Raw genomic sequence first — 17537 nt, forward strand, 5'->3', positions numbered from 1 at the left:
GGAGGCTGAACATTAACTCATGAATGACCAAGAAAACAATACGCAAGAGCAACAAAGTGATTCTCGCTGGATCGGAACAGCGAATCATGGCTTTGCTCCTTATGCACAGGAAGAATTGAAAAGAGCATTTGGAGCTGTTAAAAGTTCTGTGCTTGTTCCTGCTGAAGTCCTTTTATTAACGTTACCTGTGGCTACAGAGCAAGTCGTACAACGCTTATTAGCAGAACCACCTATGTTCTTACGTCATATTCAACCGGTTCATTATGATCTGGTACTGGATCAAATTGATTCTGAACAACATCCATTTGATGCATTAGCCCATTTATTATTGAAACGTGATGAATTGAAAGATATCAAACTAGCAATGCATATTCGCAAAACAGCAGATGCTACACCCGAAGAAAATGCTTCTGAACTGCGTCATTTGCTGGAAGAACGTCTAATGGGCTTGCAGTCTGATTTTACAGTGCAGGATGCTGATAAAGTGGTATCTGTATTTTGGACAGCAGAGCGACTGTATGCAGGTATTTCAGTGCCAACTGATAACCTATCCGATTGGAATGGCGGAGCTGTACGTTTTCAACGAGAAGAAGGACAAATTTCACGTGCCAAATTCAAATTACTTGAAGCAGAACGTGTATTTGGAATCGACTTTACCGCTTTTCGTTCTGCCGTTGATGTAGGAGCAGCTCCTGGAGGTTGGACTTCGTTCTTACTGGATAAAGGACTACAAGTTACAGCAGTAGATCCAGCTAAAATGGACCCTTCTCTGCAAAATATTCCTAATCTTAAAGTAGTGAAAAAAAATGCAGCCGATGTCAAATTCAAACCGAATGAATTTGATCTACTGGTATGCGATATGAGTTGGAGCCCTAAATTAACAGCTAAACTTGTGATCGGTATGCTTGATGCTGTTGTTCCAGGTGGAACCGTTATTGTAACCGTCAAATTAATGAACAAAAAGCCATTGGCTTTAATTAAAGAAGTCATCAGTACATTTGAAGATGCTCGTATGCAAGTTCAACGTGCGAAGCAACTATTCCATAATCGCGATGAGATTACGCTTTATATGGTCAAATACTGATAATGTAATAGCTTAAAATGCTTGGCTAGACCCCAAACAAAGATCAATGTGGAGAAGGATGTGTACTTATGCAAAACGCAATTTATCGTTATTTACCGGATATGGAGCATTTTGTAGAACAGATTCGCGCGATTCCTGAAGCAGAAATTGACTTTAAACCAGCACCAGAAGCATGGAGTATTCATGAAATTGTTGTTCATTTGTTTGACGTAGAAATTATGCTTCAATATCGATTAAAATCAGTCTTAGCTGAAGAAAATCCTGTCATCAGAGCATTTGATCAAGATTTATGGGCACAAAATCTAAAGTATAGTTCGCTTAATATGGAACATCATCTGCAAGCATTGATCGCGATGCGTAGGGCTTTTGCACCTGTTCTAGAACAGATTCGTGATGAAGATTGGGAACGTACAGGTGAGCATACAGAAGATGGAACACTGACTGCACGTACGATTGCAGAGAAAATCTGTGTGTCTCATTTAGAATTGCATGTGAAACAAGTGCAACGTAACCGCGATGCTTATGCTGCTCAAAAATGATCATATTGAACTATGTAGGAAAATAGTCTTATAAAAACTCTTTACAAATCCCGGCTTTATCATTTATAATAAATTCAAATTGAAATGCAACGGACAGGGAAAGCATCCCGTCCACTGAAAAAATTAATCCTCAACAGGGTTATTTTCAGTGTGGCGGAAGCTTTCCCTTTTTTGTTGCATTTTTTGGTATAGAGACCACAAAGCTCAATAAAAAAACTGCGATCAAGGAGGTATATATATGATTCATTCATCCAAATTAACCTATGGAATGGTATTAGGAGATCGCTATCAGATTGAGCAAAAGTTAGGGAGTGGCGGTATGAGCCATGTCTATCTGGCTCATGATTTGAAATTACCCGGAAGATCATGGGCGATTAAAGAAAGCGTATCTGCTCCTTCACAATTTGTAAATGTTGCAGATGAAGCTCAGATGTTAATTACACTTAGTCATCCTTCTTTACCAAGAATCGTAGATTTTTTTGAGCCTGATGATGAAGGATTTACATACTTAGTTATGGATTACATTGAAGGTATTACACTGGATCAACAATTTAAAAAGTATCCGGAAATGATTACAGCATCGTTTATTATGCGCTGTGCAGATCAATTGTGCGAAGTATTAGAATATTTGCATGATCGAGAGCCACCTATCGTTTTTCGAGATATGAAGCCTTCCAATGTAATGGTTACACCTATGCAAGATATGAGATTAATTGATTTTGGAATTGCACGTAATTTTAAGCCCCAAGAAACAGAAGATACGGTCAAATTGGGCACAGTCGGCTTTGCAGCTCCAGAACAGTATGGCGGTGGGCAGACAGATAATCGTTCAGATCTATACGGGTTAGGAGCATTACTTCTTTATTTGTCTACAGGAGGTCATTATAGCGAATGGATGCCTGGTATGGAGAAATTTATCCGAAGTGATCTTCCGCGTGGCATGATTCCTGTATTACGCAAAATGTTACAACATCGTCCGGTAGATCGGTTTCAAAATGCTACTGAAGCTCGTGAAGCATTACGTAGAGCTGTTCAAGAAAATACATCACCTATAATATATCCCAATTCACTTTCCAGTTCTGTTCATGTACAGCAAGCTACAATAGTAGTAGCAGTGATTGGTACAGCATCAGGAACAGGCACGACACATACCGCTATAGCGATTGCACATTATCTGGCACGTCAAGGTGGTGGCGTAGCTTTAGCTGAAATGAATGGTATACCTGGAACATTTGCACGAATTCAATCGGTTGCAGGAGGAAGCACACACCATCTTGAACGTAAATTTCAAATCCAGCATGTAGATTACTGGCGAGAGTCAGCACGGGCTGAAGTGGTGAATCTGCTAGGTGGAAGTTATCGCTTTCTTGTACTTGATTTGGGATGTTACAAAGACAATGAGCGCCTAGAAGAGTTTTTGAGAGCAGATATTCCGATCGTTGTAGGTTCAGGAGCAGAATGGCGGTATCAAGATATTTTGAAATTTGCTGAACAATTGCAACGTCACCCTCAAAGTAAATGGCAGTATTGTTTGCCTTTAGCTACATTGGAAGTGACACAGCGGATAAGCAAAGAATTAGAGACTCAGCAAGTATATGCGTTACCGTGGCAACCTGATCCTTTTGATCAACATCCACAGATGGATACAGCGCTTCAAAGTGTTTTTAATAGTATTATTCCAGCACCTATCAAAAGAAAAAAGTTTCGTTTTAGTCTACGTTAAAAAGCGAAAATGAAGGAGATTATAACATTGTCTAAAATCAGACAACGCACCAAGCATTTAATTTATGCGGGTTTATGTGGAGCAGGAGTGATCGGTCTTTGCTTTGCAGGATATGTCATCTACTCTAGTATTCAATTCAAGCATAATCAGAATGAACTGAGAGCGCGATATGAACAGCAGATACGCACATTAGAAGAAGGTACAGAGCGTGTCACCGTATTTGTACCGGCACAAGAAGTAACCGCAGGCAAAGAGATCACTAAAAAAGACCTGGTCGGTATCTATTTACCAAAGCAATCTTTACCTGATCATTTATTACCAACTGTTAATGAGCTTGTAGGTAAAACAACCAAAATTAATTTGACCCGTAATATGCCGATTACCACTTCGATGATCTATGAAGAACAACCGACAACAGATGATATGCGTAATCGTGAGCTCAATACTATCTTAATGCCTACAGATATCAAAAAAGGAGATACCGTTGATATCAGAATTCAATTTCCAACCGGACAAGATTATATTGTATTAACCAAAAAGAAATTAAACAATCTAGATTATCCAACCATCTGGACTACGTTAAAAGAAGATGAAATGTTAGCATTGTCCAGTGCAACCGTTGATGCTTTACTACACAAAGCTTCACTGTATGCAGTTAGTTATGTAGAACCACAATTACAAAAAGAAGCTATACCGACATATCCTTCAAATGCAGAAGTACTTAATTTAATGAAAGCAGATCCTAATATTGTAGGAACAGCAGAGCGTTATCTGTTAGATAATGTGCGCAAGCAATTAGAATTAGATCTCAAAGCGTTATCTGATGAACAACGACTTAATATTGCTCAGTCTGCTCAATCCGCAGCCGAATCAGCTATATCTACACGACAATCATATAATCAATCAAGTGGTGTAAGTTCGAATACTAGCAATCCTAATAATGATAATAATACTTCTAACAACGAACAGTCATCAACAGATACAAGTAATTCTACTAATAGCGAAAGTACTATTTACAAAAACAACGCATCAGAAGCATTTACTTCTCAATAGAAAGAATCATATAAAATAAACCTTTTACACCAAGAAGGGATTGAGTTTTTTGAAAACCTGGATATTTACAGGATTATGCGATAAACGAGATTTGATGTTATCGCTTTGTGCTTTGATGACATCAGCCGGGCAAAAAGTATTGTTGATCGATGCCACATTAGAACATCGTTATCGCTATTACAGTAGCAATTCAGATTATATACAGACAATCACTGAATTTGCCGGATTTGATTTGGCAACAGGTTTTGAATCTTTGGAACAGATTAATCAGCAATTATCCTATACAGGTGAAGATTGTACTCATTACGATTATATTCTTTGTGATTTGGAACAGTTGTCTTTTTATAATCGAGAACAATGGACAGCGGCGCAAGAGCATGTCTGGGTGAGCGATTATGACCGCTTAACGATCGACAAAAGTATTGCTTGGTTTGAGCAATGGTATCAGCAGATGCAAGCTCAAGACAAAGCTAATTTTGTACCCTCATTTCAATTAACATTTATTCATACGATAGATTGCTCGCTCGAATCAGAGTATATTCGTAGCCATTTAGAGCATTTGCATATTGCATGGAATACAGAAGTGATTACGATTCCATGGACAGAATCAGATATGGCTTTAAAACTAGAAAATGAATATGCAGAAAAGTTACGTATTCGTCCATTATCTCGTTTGTTCAAAAAAGGATTGTGTGAACTAACAGGTCAGATTAGTGGCATGGAAAATAAAGAAATCAAAAGAGCGCTGAAACAAGCAGAAAGGAAAAGAGCATGAGTACAGTAATGTTTTGGAGCCCACAAGCAGGTCATGGCAGAACATCTTCACATACTGCATTAGTGACATTAACAGCAGCATTACAATATCGATTGCGGATATTGGTCTGCCATAATCAAGCTCAAGGTGAAAGTATAGAAAGTGGATTAATGGCACAAGGAACTATCGTATCGACTGCTTATCAAGAATCAGATATTGGCATTGATAGTGTGCGTAGATTGTTATCTTCACGTAAGCTTAACAAAAATAATATCTCGGATTATACAATCCCATTATTGAAAGATCGGTTAGATCTGCTACCAGGAACTATGGTTGCATCCCATTCTTCGTCTGTGGAAGAAGGTTCAGATTGGCAAGACATTTTAAATATTGCTAATGAGTATTATGATCTTGTGATAGTAGATGTAGGGTCAGGTATGGACAAAGTGGAATTATTAAAGCAAGCAGATAGCATAGTTGTGAATATGAGCCAGAATATTAATCATTTAGAATCCTTTTTTAATACTGCTAATCAGTGGGGGAATATCCATCAACAGCCATGGACAACAGTTCTAGGAGCTTATGACTCTGATTCCAAATGTGCGGTTGCTAATATTCGTCGCAAATTTGGCTTAAAGCAACCTCTATTTGCGATAGAAAATGATGCTCAATTTAGAGATGCATGGAATGCACAAACATTACTCTCATTTGTGCGTCGTAATCTTGGCGTAACGCAGCCGCGTAAATATACAGAGTTGTTTAAGCAGACGACGATGTTAACAGAACATATACTGACACAGTTAAATGAAGGGCATGATCATAAGCGGCTTGGAGAGGGGAAGCTGCATGCTATTTGAAAATGGGATCAATATGACTTTGATTATTATCGTGTTGCTGATTCTTGGTCTGTTATTATTTGCACGTCATCGTCGCGCAGCCCTTGCAGGTAACGATATTGCTATTAATCACAGTCAAGAGCATACATTGTCTGCATTGATTCAATACGTCAAAGATCAATTGCATGATATGAGCCATAGCCGTCTATCCGATTATGGTCTGAATGAAGAAGAGTACCGACGCAGAATAGCAAAACGTACTGAATTACGTCAAGCGTTAAAAGGATGTATATCTGGAGATGTGATGGATAAGCGTTATGTGAAAGACTTTATCGCAGGTCTATTGCACAAAGGATACGGGCTTAACGAAACTAATATTAATCAGATTATTCCGTTTGATCAAGAAGAGCGCCTAACTATAGGCGAACAGTTTGATATTTTGTTATATCGCTACATTAGCGAATATGGACGTGATGGATTATCGATATTGATCGATACATATGATCTTGCAGCGCCTAAGTTAATCGAGACGGATGGAGACAGTTTGTCTTATGCAATTACAGAGCATGATATACAGCAAATTTTCAGACAAGAATACCGATCCTTAACTTTTGAAGAAAAGCTAGATATCGTGACCCAAAAAGTCTATCAGCATTATAAAGGATTCTCTGTAATTGATGAAATTAGAGATCAACGGGTCGATGGCGTCAGCGGTGGGGTAAGTGGTGTACTTGAAGATTCCGGCCAATTAACACCACGTTATATGCCCAACCCTAAAGACCAAGTAACAGAACCACCTGCCAAAGGATGGGAAAGTGTATGGCTATTTTATAAAGGAAAATCGATTCATTTGTCGTTTCTCAGCTTTGGTTCTGTACGTGAATTAAAACGGGTCTGTCAAAATATTTACAAATACAATCATCCCGGACAATTGTCAGAAGCCAATGGTTATAAAGTGAATGAAATGAAAGATGGATCTCGGATCGTTGTGGTGCGTCCTCCTTTTGCCGAATCATGGGCATTTTTTGTCCGTAAGTTCGATGTGCAAAATGCTACGTTGGAACAACTGATTCGTGGAGATCAATCTGCAATGGTCATTGAAATGCTGGTTTACTTAATGAAAGGAGCACGTATTACTTCGATTACAGGTGCTCAAGGTTCCGGTAAAACAACATTGTTAATGGCACTGGTAAAACATATTTACGCTTCTTATACGTTAAGGGTACAAGAGATGGCATCAGAGCTTCATTTACGTGAAATCTATAGTCGTCGTAATATTTTGAGCTTTCGTGAAACAGAGAATGTATCAGGTCAACAAGGGCTTGATGTTCAAAAGAAAACCGATGGAACAGTTAATATTTTGGGAGAGGTTGCTACAGATGAAGTAGCTGCCTGGATGATTCAGATGGCACAGGTTGCCAGTTTGTTCACTATTTTCACCCATCATGCGAAAACGTTTCGCGATCTGATCTATTCTTTACGTAACTCACTACTCAAAACAGGTGTTTTTCAAAATGAAGTAATCGCCGAAGAGCAAGTGGTCAGTGTTATTAACTTTGATATTCATTTAAAAAGAGATGCTGAAGGTCAACGTTATATCGAACGGATCACCGAGTGTGTGCCGGTAGCAGATTTAAGCGAAGAAGAAGGTCACAATCAGCGTTATACGTTTATCGCACGTAATATTATTGAATATCATAATGGGGTCTATGTAGCTGTTCATCCAATGTCCACAAAAAATCAAATTGAAATGCAAGAGCAAATGACTACTCAAGATCGTGTTTTATTTGAGCGTTTTGTAAATACGTATTGGGGGCAAGCTGTATGAGTATCAAGCATTTGCTTATCGCTGTCTTGATTATATGTGCAGTCGGAATGGCAGTTGTGATATTACTTTATCGGATACAAAACAATCGTAGTCGACATCTGACAGCAATGATGCCTTCTGAAAAAAATCAGGATCTACGTAAAAAATGGCAAGCATGGCATTATCAAACGTTGCAACAATCCTATATGGTTGCGATGAAAATTCCGCTTCTAGGTCATTATGTTCTACGTATTCGTAAACGACTAACCAGTATTCATGCTTATGAAGAATGGGAATTACGTCGTCGTACAATGGCAGTAACGTGGATGATTATAGGCATATTAGGTGGATCAATAGTCATCCTAATTATTCGCAATCCTGATCCGTTATTCTTTATTATGCTTTGTATTGCAGCGGTCGTACTAAATAGCATGTTTATCGAAGCTTATGCAGGTCGATTAGAACGAAGATTGTTGCGTCAAATGGTTGATCTGTTAGCTGATGTTAGACATCATTATCATCGTCATGGCATGGTCGATGAATCGTTGTACGAAGCAGCGGAATATGCTGCTCCTGAAATTGCTCTACATGCTAATTTGATTGTAGAAGCATTAACCGACCAACATCCCGAAGAACGATTAGAGCAATATTACGAGACAGCGCCTAATCGCTTTCTCAAAGCTTTTGCGGGTATATCCGGTATGGTGATGGAATACGGAGATAAAGTAAGGCAAGACGGATCGATGTATCTTAGAGGACTCAGTAATCTGACCAAAGAGATCCATTTAGAAATTTTACGACGCGATAAGCTGGATTATCTGCTCAAAAGTCTAAATATTATCGTGCTTGTACCGATCTTTTTTACCAATCCGATTGAACAGTGGGCACGTAGTAACTTTCCAGCAATGGATGATTTTTATACCAGTAAATTAGGATTTATCGCACGAATTTTTATTTTTATCCTTATTCTGATCAGTTATCTGTTACTGCAAAAATTACAAACTTACGATGAAACGACTTATCGAGCAGGCAAAGATTATCGTTCCTGGGAGCAAGTGTTGTTGAAATGGAAATGGTTCAGCAAAATTGTTTTTCTAGCTTCAGCCGGAGAAAATCCACTTCATAAGTATCGTTTAGACAAATTACTGAATGATGTCAATGCTCGTATCACAGTGGAATGGTTGCAAGTACGCAGATTAGTACTTTGTATTTTATGCTTTGGCATTACATTGTCAGCAGGAATTATTCTGCATCAACAAGCTAAAGAAATGATTCTGTATGCACCTGTCAAAAACGATATGTTATTTGGTTCTATGTCTATAGATGAGCAAAAAAATGCAGAAGAATTAGCAACTTTGGATCGTCAAATTATGATGTCTGTTGGATTGTCCAGTAAAGCGACGTACGAACAGATCGCTACACAAGTGAACAATTCGGGAAAATTTCGAGATCAGGAGCAGATCAATACGACAACTGATCGAATTTTGCTCAAGCTCAAAGCATACGATACCGAGTATTTTCGCTGGTGGGAATTACTGATTGCTTTACTCACTGCTTTTATTGCTTATCAAGTGCCTGTATGGATGCTTTATTTCCAGAAAAAAGCACGCAGTATGGATATGAAGCATGAAGTGTACCAATTCCATACAGTGATCTCTATGCTAAGTGGAATGGATCGTATGTCTGTGGAAGTGATTTTAGAATGGATGAATCGATTTGCTGTGATCTTTAAATTGCCACTACAGAAATGTTTACTGCATTATGAGCATGGGCCTGAAGATGCGCTAGAGCAGTTGAAAGACGAAGTATCGTTTCCTGAATTCGGCAAGCTAGTAGACAAACTACATCTGGCAGTAGACAAAATTCCGATTCCGCAAGCATTTGATGATCTTGAAAGTGATATGTCCTATTACTTTGAACAACGTCGTCAAGAATACGAAAAAATGATCGAAACAAAAGCAACATGGGGCAAAATGATCGGTTTTACTCCGATGTATGCTCTGATATTCCTTTATCTAGTCTTACCACTGATAGGTATGAGCTTTAGTCAGATGGAAGTCTATTATGATCAGATTCAAAGAATATAGCTATGGATACACGTTAAAACTGATAAACTACAAAACAAATAACGGGGGATTTTACAATGAATAATGCTTCAACCGCTTTAAAAGTAGCCGCAGGAATATTTTTAACGATCGCTTTGATAACGATTGTAGTAATCTTATTTATTTCTGCTCAAGAAGCTACCAAAACGGCACAAAATAACTTTGCTGATATCCAAACTGAATTATCTCAAGCGTCTTATACAGTCTATGATGGTACAACTATCAGTGGTTCTCAAGTAACCAATGCTTTACGTAAATTTAGCGGTAAAGAACAATTTGGTGTTCAGGTAACAACGGGTAAAAACAAAGGTTCAAATGGTCAATGGTACGGTAATACTTTAAACACAAGTGGAGAATTAACTTCAGATTCTTATGGATCTGTAACAGCTAAAGCTAATGGTGATATGAATAATACGATGACAGAATCAAGCCCAGAGTATGTCAATCCGAGCGGTAAATTCAAAGCTGCGATTATTAAAGATCGTTCTAACGTTGTACGTGGTCTTGTCTTCACTCAGCAGTAAGGACTAATCGATGGATAATAGTACAAAAAGTATGCTGTGGCTCGCTGTTCAATTATTTTTGTTCGGAACAGCTTGCCTTGCGGCGCTTTATCTAAGTGGTGGTATTCAGAAAGTAAATCAATTATCAGAACCTGTGATGCAAGGACAAAAGCAAAGCGTTCAGCAGTATATAGGCATTTCAGAACCGTTGACGTATACAGGCGCACAGGTCAGACAATCGATTGCTCAGATTCAAGAGATCGGTGTAGATATGCAAATCGATCATGTGCTTTATCCTCATGCTGTAAAACCTGAACCATCTGCATTACTGAGAATAGAAGTCAATCGCAAGTATCAAGTGACTTACCAGACGAATCCACAAGGTGAAGTGGTTACTATTCTATTTAGCTAATCAATATAATGTAGTAGCCCATAGTGCTATACCACAGAACGATCAAGGAGAACGCTATGAATTCGATGTCCAAAGTATTTGCCGCTTTTCTTGCGGTAGCTTTATTATATGTATTTCCTACGATGCAAGCGGCAGAGCGACAAGACGATCTTTCTCAGATGATAGTTTATAATGCAGTTGTTCAATTTACAGATGCTGTACGCACCAAAGGATACGTAACACCTACTATGTATAATGATTTCACGCGTGAAATTAATACAACAGGCAATGAGTATACTATTCAAATCGAACATTTACACAAAACATATCATCCTGAATATACAGATCCAGCGAACGTAAATACTTTTCAAAATAAATTTACAACTGTGTATGAGGGATACTATGAGAATGCTATCATGCCTGTATTGTATCCAGATAACAGCACACCCAAAGACGATCAAAGCAGACAATATCGTTTACAAAATGGAGATTATTTTACAGTGAAAGTAGAAAGTACGAATCGAACAATGGCAGCGATATTGCGCGGAATGTTAGGGATCGAAGGAAATCAGAATCGTTCTGCTGTACTTGCACGTTATGGAGGCATGGTGCTGAATGAAGATTACTGATTTTGCTATTTTGTTTGTTATTATTTTCTTTCCGCTATTTTGGCTGAGTGGCTTACATACTGACGAACAGGCGCAAGCATCGAGTCTACAAATTTCGTATACTACAGCACTTCGTACAGCTGCTCAAGATGCAGGTCAGGTGATGAGTACGAATGAGCAGCAACAATATGAAGCGGGATACTCTTCAGAAAAGTTTTTTCGAGCAGATAAAGAGTTAGCATTACATACATTTTTGAATACATTGTATTTGAATTTTGGTATTCGTGGAGATGAGTCTGCACAGCAAAATCTACTGCACTATATCCCTGCAATCGTAGTGATTGATTATGATGGTTATTACATCTATGCGACTGAAGATTATACAGGAAGTGATGGATTGCCTAATGCTAGACATATCTGGCACCCGAAAAAGCCATATGCGTATTCTGATGCACAAGGCAATAGTATCCAATTTACGCTAGATCATTATGTGCATGTTGTCGAAGCCAGTACAGGAAAAATGTTAGATGGAGAAGCAGAGCAGTTAGCGGATCAGACGAATATAGCGCTTTTAGATCAGATCAATACATTTGAGCAAGTGAGACGTACAGCGATAGTGAGTTCAATTCAAAAAGATTTGGCTTACTATATCAATAAACACAATGAATATGCTTCTCGTTATGGGATTTCTTATACATTTACATTACCAACGATATCGCAAGAGGAATGGAACAATAGTATTAACGATATCGGTATTGTTTCTTTTTTGCAGGGGATTCCGACAGGAAGCGGTTATTATAACAATTATGCGCTTGGCGGAGGACGATTGGTGAAAAAGACTTCATGGTTAGGAACGACTGATCCTGATTCAGGTATCAAATATGCTTATCCTAATGGTTGTAAGTTACCTGCACCAGCTCAAGATTTATTCACCGATGCCAAAGAAGCTGCGAAATCAGGATACTTTCTACGTGATTGCCGTAATCCTTTAATTCATTAATGTTGTGTAAAATAGCTTTTTTAAATCAAAAGTCATACAAAAAAACCAATAACCTTATAAAAGGTTACTGGTTTTTGGTTTTGAACTACCGATCATCGTTTGGCTGTGCATCAAGCTTAATTTTAAAACGATAAAAATTTACCAAGTTTCATCAAGGTGTTGAGCGTAGTAAGAGATCCCTCTTTTGAAGTATTGAAGATGTTCATCAGAAGTCGTTTCCATTAGATTAGCCAAAACAATCTCCATAGCCTGTTTGTAATCTTTTGCATTATACAGAGCCATTGAATAAAAGATTTGAAGACCACGGTGTTCAGGAAACTCTGTTACACCTCGATGTAAAGTTTCAACCGCTTCTTGATAGTAACCTAAAGAACGGTAGGTACTGCCAAGACCAAGCAAACATCTTTGCAGATCTGCTCCTGTAAGACCTTGGTCAATTGCCTTTACATAATAAGGGATAGCTTCATTCGGATATCCGGAATTATCGTGAACCATTCCAGTCTGGTAATTTACCTCAGCGTGATCTGGATAGGTAGTGACCATTTCTAAAAGAAGAGAACGTGCTTCTTTCAGAATTTCTGGGTCTTGCTTAGCACGCCCTTCTTCACGCAATTCGTGGGCTTTTTCTAAGAGCAAATTCAATGTTGTTTCAGCTGTAGTATTTATTCTTTTATCATTCATTTTTAAAACTCCCTCAAATGTAGTATTGCAAATAGTAAAGTAACATTATAAAAACAATACTTTGAGAGAGTTAATTAATTTTGAAAGTGACTTTGTAAAAACATTTTCATGGCTTTTTAATTCCTCCTTAGAAATCAGGAATAAACCCTAAGGTTCTTTTTCATACTAGGCTTTTTATTAACTAAAGTCAAAATCAAATTCAAAGTATTCAGTCATTTATAATATTCTCAACAAGCTATGTCTTAAAACTAATACAATCTACTTCTTGAAGTAACAACCGACAGACAGTTAAATTAAATTTTTAGAAGTAAATAACAGATCTTTGATCTTTTCATAAAATGACAAAAATCTTCAACGATAATAAGATTAATTTAATTTTTTCAAAGCGTTCGTAAAAGTATGACTACAAGAACAAATTAGCTACGAGTTACTCTTTTTTGGATATGAAGCCCTGTGATTAGCTCTCTGCTGAAACAGTTTTTCGAGCTGATGGCTATCTCAAGCTTCGGATCAAAAGGCTTCGAGCCTGTGCGATGCTTGCTTTTTCGGTCGCTCCAGATCACTTAGAACGGTCAAGCGGCGGATATTTATTAATAGGCTAAGGAATTTTGTTGACAGCTAAATTCTCTTATGATAAATTTAGCGTGCTAAATATATTTTGGGTAGTGGAGGTTTAACAGTGAAGAATCAGATAGACTGCGACATTCGTCAATCTTTAGATAAAATTTCATCTAGAATGCGTCGAGATTATAACGAAAGTTTGAGAGAACTTAATCTCTATGTAGGTCAAGATAATTTGATTTTTCGCTTGTTATCAGGCGATGGAATTACTCAGAAGCAACTATGTGAACATTTAAAATGCGAGCCTCCTACAGTGACGAATATGGTTAAATCATTAGAGCAAAACGGATTTATACATCGTAAACGGGATGAACAAGATGCAAGAGTGATGCGAATCTATCTTACAGAGGAAGGACGAAAATTAGAGAAACCGATTGATTTTAGATGGAAACAGCAGCAAAATAAATTATTGCATTCGATTTCAGCGGAAGAACGCTTGTTTTTAAAAGAATTAATGATTCGAATGGAGAAAAATTTATTCTGATTTTTCTTCAAATTAATATTTAGCCCGCTAATTTTTTTGTTTTCATGGAGAAAATTTAGTAAGGAATCTAAATGACAGTTTTTAGTGTATGACTTAAAAAAAATATTTAGCCGACTAAATAAATATAGAGTTTTTTTGAATTCTTTCTTGCTACGAATTTTTAAGTTTTCTTTTATTTATGCCAGCGTTAAATAGTTGTTTCATTCTTGAATTTAAAAACAATCAATTTAGTAAAAAGTTCATCAAAATAAGATTTGAATATGCGGCAGAATACTTGAAGATATACGCATACTAAAAAAAGGATGGACAGGCCATATCGAAGATCATCTAGAAAGAAGTAAACTGCCATTCATGCGTGAATACTTAAACAAACAGGGTTTTGCAAAAAAATAAACCGTTATTAAGTTAATGAGGTTACTGGGAGAGAGAAAATTGAAGAAAATCTATAATACGCGTGCTATCTTGGCATCGCTGCTCATCGTCGGGTTTGTGGGCATGTTCAGCGAGACTGCTTTAAGCATTGCAATGGGACTAAAGGCCGTTAAACAGGAGCTGACCACATGAACTATTCAATACTTGATTACGTGCACATTTTTAAGGGAGAAACTCCGCAACAAGCACTGGAAAATACAAAAGAAACATTGGAATTAGCGGATTCTTTGAACTATAAACGCTACTGGTTTACAGAGCATCACAACGCAACGACCATATTTAGCATGGCACCCGATTTGTTAATGATGTTCGGAGGGACATTAACGAAAAATATGAATATCGGGGCAGGAGGAATTATGCTACCCAATTATAGCCCTTATAAAGTGGCGGAAAACTTTGCGTTATTAGAAGCAGCGTTTCCGGGTCGTGTAGATTTGGGCATGGGACGTGCATCTGGCACAGACCTTTTGGCAAAAATCGCGCTCCAAATGACCAGAGAGAAAATGATTGAGGTGGATACTGCTGATCAGATTCAAGAAATCATCTATCATTTAATGAAATCCTTCCCCGAAGGTCATCCATGGCAAGCGTTAAAAATCGCTGGAGCACCGTATCAGCTAAATATGTTTATGTTAGGCTCATCCGCAGGCGGCTTAAGCTTGGCGGCAAAATTCGGTATGAAATTCGCTTTTGCAGGCCAATTAAACCCAAGTCAAGACATACAATTATTAAACCTCTATAAAAAGCGCTTTGAAGCGCAAGGTCATAAAGAAAAGCCGTACAGCATTTTATCGAAATTCATTTTCGTAGCAGATACGGAGGAAGACGCAAAACTAGCGGCCTTACCTGCTGAAATTGTCTGGATAAAAATGTATATGGGCGCAAAAACAGAGGACCTGCAATTAGTGTCGGTGGAAGAAGCTGCCAACTATAAGTTTACTCCACATGAACTGGCCATCCGTGAACAAAATAAAGGGCGCTTTATTATTGGGAATCCTGAGCAAGTTAAGACACAAATTCAAGAACTTGAACGTACCGCACACATTGACGAGATTATGATAGCGGATTGGTATGCGGACCAGCGTACGCGACGAAAAGGGTATGCGTTATTCGCTGAATTGATGAAAGCATAATGGCTCTAAATATACAATACTCAACACCTAGAAGCATAGTTGGGAATCGTGTCAGAAGATAAAAGATATGAATGTTTTTAAGACGAAAACATCCTCTAAATAATTCTAGTTGGAAAGAAGGTTTATCTATGCATAATATAAAAAAAACAAAAGCAGACACAGGTACTTCGAAAACGAAAAACAAGCATATGATCCTTGGAGTGGTCCTCGGAAACAACTTCGGTGCGCATCCAGCCGCATGGCGGATGCCGCACGCGGATCTTGGGTCATACACTAATACCGATGCTATAGTGAAACAGGCACGGTCAGCCGAGCGAGGAGGAATGCATTTCCTCTTCCTGCCCGAACGTCTTTTCCTGCAAGGCGATCTTTCCACGGCACCGCCTCTGTTCAACATCGATCCAATCATTACCTTGTCGGCTGTGTCTCAGGCGACCGAAAAGATCGGACTGATGGGCACGGCGTCCACCTCCTTCACCGAGCCGTATCTGCTGGCCCGCCAATTCAAGGCTCTCGACGTGATCAGCGGCGGACGGGCCGGATGGAATGCTGTACCGAGCTACGAACCCGTTGCTTTCGCGAATTTTGGCAAGGTCCCGCCGCTTCGGGAGAATAAGTACGAGCGTCTCCACGAAGTGGTGCAGATCGTCCAGGCGCTGTGGGGAAGCTGGGGATACGAAGCGGGCCGGCCCGACCCGAACGGCATGTTCGCTGACTCGGCCCATATTCGTTCGATCGATCTCCAAGGCAAGCACGTCGGAGCACGCGGACCGCTTCCTATCCCGCCGTCCGAGCAGGGCCAGCCGGTCATTATGATGCCTGCCAGCAGCGGTTACGGCCTGCAAGCCGCCGGCATGTACGCCAACATCGTGATTGGAATGCCATCGACAATCCAAGAAAGTCGGGCTACCCGTCGGGCCGTGCAGGAAGCTGCCATACAGGCGGGCCGAGATCCCGAAGAAATCAAATTCGTTGTATTCGCCGGCTTCACAGTCGGCGAAACGAAGCGGCAAGCCCTCGATGCACGCCGCGCACTCGATGACAGAACGGATATCCGTGGACCATTGTCCCATCTGGGCGCTTATCTCGGCTTGCGTGAGGAACTTACTCTCCCTGAATCCCCCCTTACGGCTGCGCAGCTCGCTTCCGTTCGGGCGCATCCGCAGGACGCACGTTCCATTTTGGCAGTCAAGTTGGCTAAAGCAGGGTGGTCGCCGCGTGACATCCTTGCCCATGGGGTGTTCGAGACTACGCCTACCGTAGTTGGCACCGCCGAGGAGGCTGCCGATTACCTTCAGGAATGGTTTGAAGCCGGAGCCGCGGACGGATTCGTGACAAACTTCGACGACTTTCACACGGGGATCGACGAATTCGTTGATCGTGTCGTCCCCATCCTGCGTGAACGCGGCCTTTTTGCCGACGGATATGAGGGGGAAACCCTCCGTGACCACCTAAATCTGCACCGACAATATGGACTAGATCCCCGTATTGCAAATGAATCGACCGGAGAAACCCATTGATAGACCGAAAGATTGTTTCCGAAATAGCTATTACTGAGGAATACTAAAATTAAATTTGTAATCATAAATGTAGTCAACGTTAGATCGGTTACTTGAGAGGAAATGATCTAAAGCAAGGCTTTTACGTAACTTTAATATAAGAAACAATACAGCTTAGCGAAGCCATTTACGGAAAAAAGTATACTTTTCAAAAGTGATAAGGGTAGCGATGAATAGACGCTACCTTTTTTGTGTTCCAAAAAGCATACATTTATTCTACATAT

At 39.4% G+C, this 17537-nt stretch carries 16 protein-coding genes; 15 read left to right on the top strand and 1 reads right to left on the bottom strand.

Annotated elements, in window-relative coordinates:
* The first annotated feature begins 19 nt into the window (after positions 1–19).
* The 12 genes from PQ460_RS10240 to PQ460_RS10295 all read left to right on the top strand — a co-directional run bounded on the left by PQ460_RS10240 (position 20) and on the right by PQ460_RS10295 (position 12403).
* A complete protein-coding gene (locus tag PQ460_RS10240) occupies positions 20–1084 on the top strand; it encodes an SAM-dependent methyltransferase (protein WP_274172569.1) in 1065 nt (354 codons plus the stop codon).
* Between the two features lie 68 nt (positions 1085–1152).
* Positions 1153–1623, top strand: coding sequence for a DinB family protein (locus tag PQ460_RS10245; protein WP_273612649.1), 471 nt, complete (start codon positions 1153–1155; stop codon positions 1621–1623).
* A gap of 238 nt (positions 1624–1861) precedes the next feature.
* Entirely contained in the window at positions 1862–3346 is a 1485-nt protein-coding gene (locus PQ460_RS10250; RefSeq protein WP_274172570.1) for a serine/threonine protein kinase, read from the top strand.
* A gap of 27 nt (positions 3347–3373) precedes the next feature.
* Positions 3374–4399 carry an SAF domain-containing protein gene (locus PQ460_RS10255; protein ID WP_274172571.1) on the top strand — a complete coding sequence of 342 codons (1026 nt, stop codon included), beginning with the start codon at positions 3374–3376 and terminating at the stop codon, positions 4397–4399.
* Between the two features lie 49 nt (positions 4400–4448).
* The gene (locus PQ460_RS10260) at positions 4449–5174 is read left to right on the top strand and encodes a hypothetical protein (protein ID WP_274172572.1); all 726 of its coding nucleotides are present in this window, start codon (positions 4449–4451) and stop codon (positions 5172–5174) included.
* Positions 5171–6010 (top strand): P-loop NTPase family protein, encoded by an 840-nt coding sequence (locus tag PQ460_RS10265; protein ID WP_274172573.1) that lies wholly within the window; start codon positions 5171–5173, stop codon positions 6008–6010. The genes PQ460_RS10260 and PQ460_RS10265 overlap by 4 nt, the downstream gene beginning before the upstream one ends.
* Positions 6000–7817: a P-loop NTPase family protein gene (locus tag PQ460_RS10270; protein ID WP_274172574.1), complete on the top strand. Its 1818-nt coding sequence runs from the start codon at positions 6000–6002 to the stop codon at positions 7815–7817. The genes PQ460_RS10265 and PQ460_RS10270 overlap by 11 nt, the downstream gene beginning before the upstream one ends.
* On the top strand, positions 7814–9883 hold the full coding sequence (locus PQ460_RS10275) for a hypothetical protein (protein ID WP_274172575.1): 2070 nt from the start codon (positions 7814–7816) through the stop codon (positions 9881–9883). The genes PQ460_RS10270 and PQ460_RS10275 overlap by 4 nt, the downstream gene beginning before the upstream one ends.
* Before the next feature lie 56 nt (positions 9884–9939).
* The gene (locus PQ460_RS10280) at positions 9940–10425 is read left to right on the top strand and encodes an ABC transporter permease (RefSeq protein WP_204823836.1); all 486 of its coding nucleotides are present in this window, start codon (positions 9940–9942) and stop codon (positions 10423–10425) included.
* Positions 10426–10435: 10 nt separating this feature from the next.
* Complete coding sequence (locus PQ460_RS10285) at positions 10436–10816, top strand: hypothetical protein (RefSeq protein ID WP_274172576.1); 381 nt, start codon at positions 10436–10438, stop codon at positions 10814–10816.
* A 56-nt stretch (positions 10817–10872) separates the two neighbouring features.
* Complete coding sequence (locus PQ460_RS10290; protein WP_274172577.1) at positions 10873–11424, top strand: hypothetical protein; 552 nt, start codon at positions 10873–10875, stop codon at positions 11422–11424.
* Positions 11411–12403 (top strand): hypothetical protein, encoded by a 993-nt coding sequence (locus PQ460_RS10295; protein WP_274172578.1) that lies wholly within the window; start codon positions 11411–11413, stop codon positions 12401–12403. Before PQ460_RS10290 ends, PQ460_RS10295 begins: the two co-directional genes overlap by 14 nt.
* Positions 12404–12541: 138 nt before the next feature.
* Here PQ460_RS10295 and PQ460_RS10300 read toward each other — a convergent pair whose 3' ends face one another.
* On the bottom strand, positions 12542–13084 hold the full coding sequence (locus tag PQ460_RS10300; RefSeq protein WP_274172579.1) for a tetratricopeptide repeat protein: 543 nt from the start codon (positions 13082–13084) through the stop codon (positions 12542–12544).
* 679 nt (positions 13085–13763) lie between these two features.
* Between PQ460_RS10300 and PQ460_RS10305 the strand changes: the two genes are divergently transcribed.
* From PQ460_RS10305 to PQ460_RS10315, 3 genes are all read left to right on the top strand, one after another.
* A complete protein-coding gene (locus PQ460_RS10305; RefSeq protein WP_274172580.1) occupies positions 13764–14189 on the top strand; it encodes a MarR family winged helix-turn-helix transcriptional regulator in 426 nt (141 codons plus the stop codon).
* A gap of 560 nt (positions 14190–14749) precedes the next feature.
* A complete protein-coding gene (locus PQ460_RS10310) occupies positions 14750–15754 on the top strand; it encodes an MsnO8 family LLM class oxidoreductase (protein WP_274172581.1) in 1005 nt (334 codons plus the stop codon).
* Positions 15755–15882: 128 nt separating this feature from the next.
* Positions 15883–17274: an NtaA/DmoA family FMN-dependent monooxygenase gene (locus PQ460_RS10315; protein ID WP_274172582.1), complete on the top strand. Its 1392-nt coding sequence runs from the start codon at positions 15883–15885 to the stop codon at positions 17272–17274.
* The last annotated feature ends 263 nt before the right edge of the window (positions 17275–17537 follow it).

It is taken from the genome of Paenibacillus sp. KACC 21273 (assembly GCF_028736095.1).
Classification (GTDB): Bacteria; Bacillota; Bacilli; order Paenibacillales; family Paenibacillaceae; genus Saccharibacillus; species Saccharibacillus kyungheensis.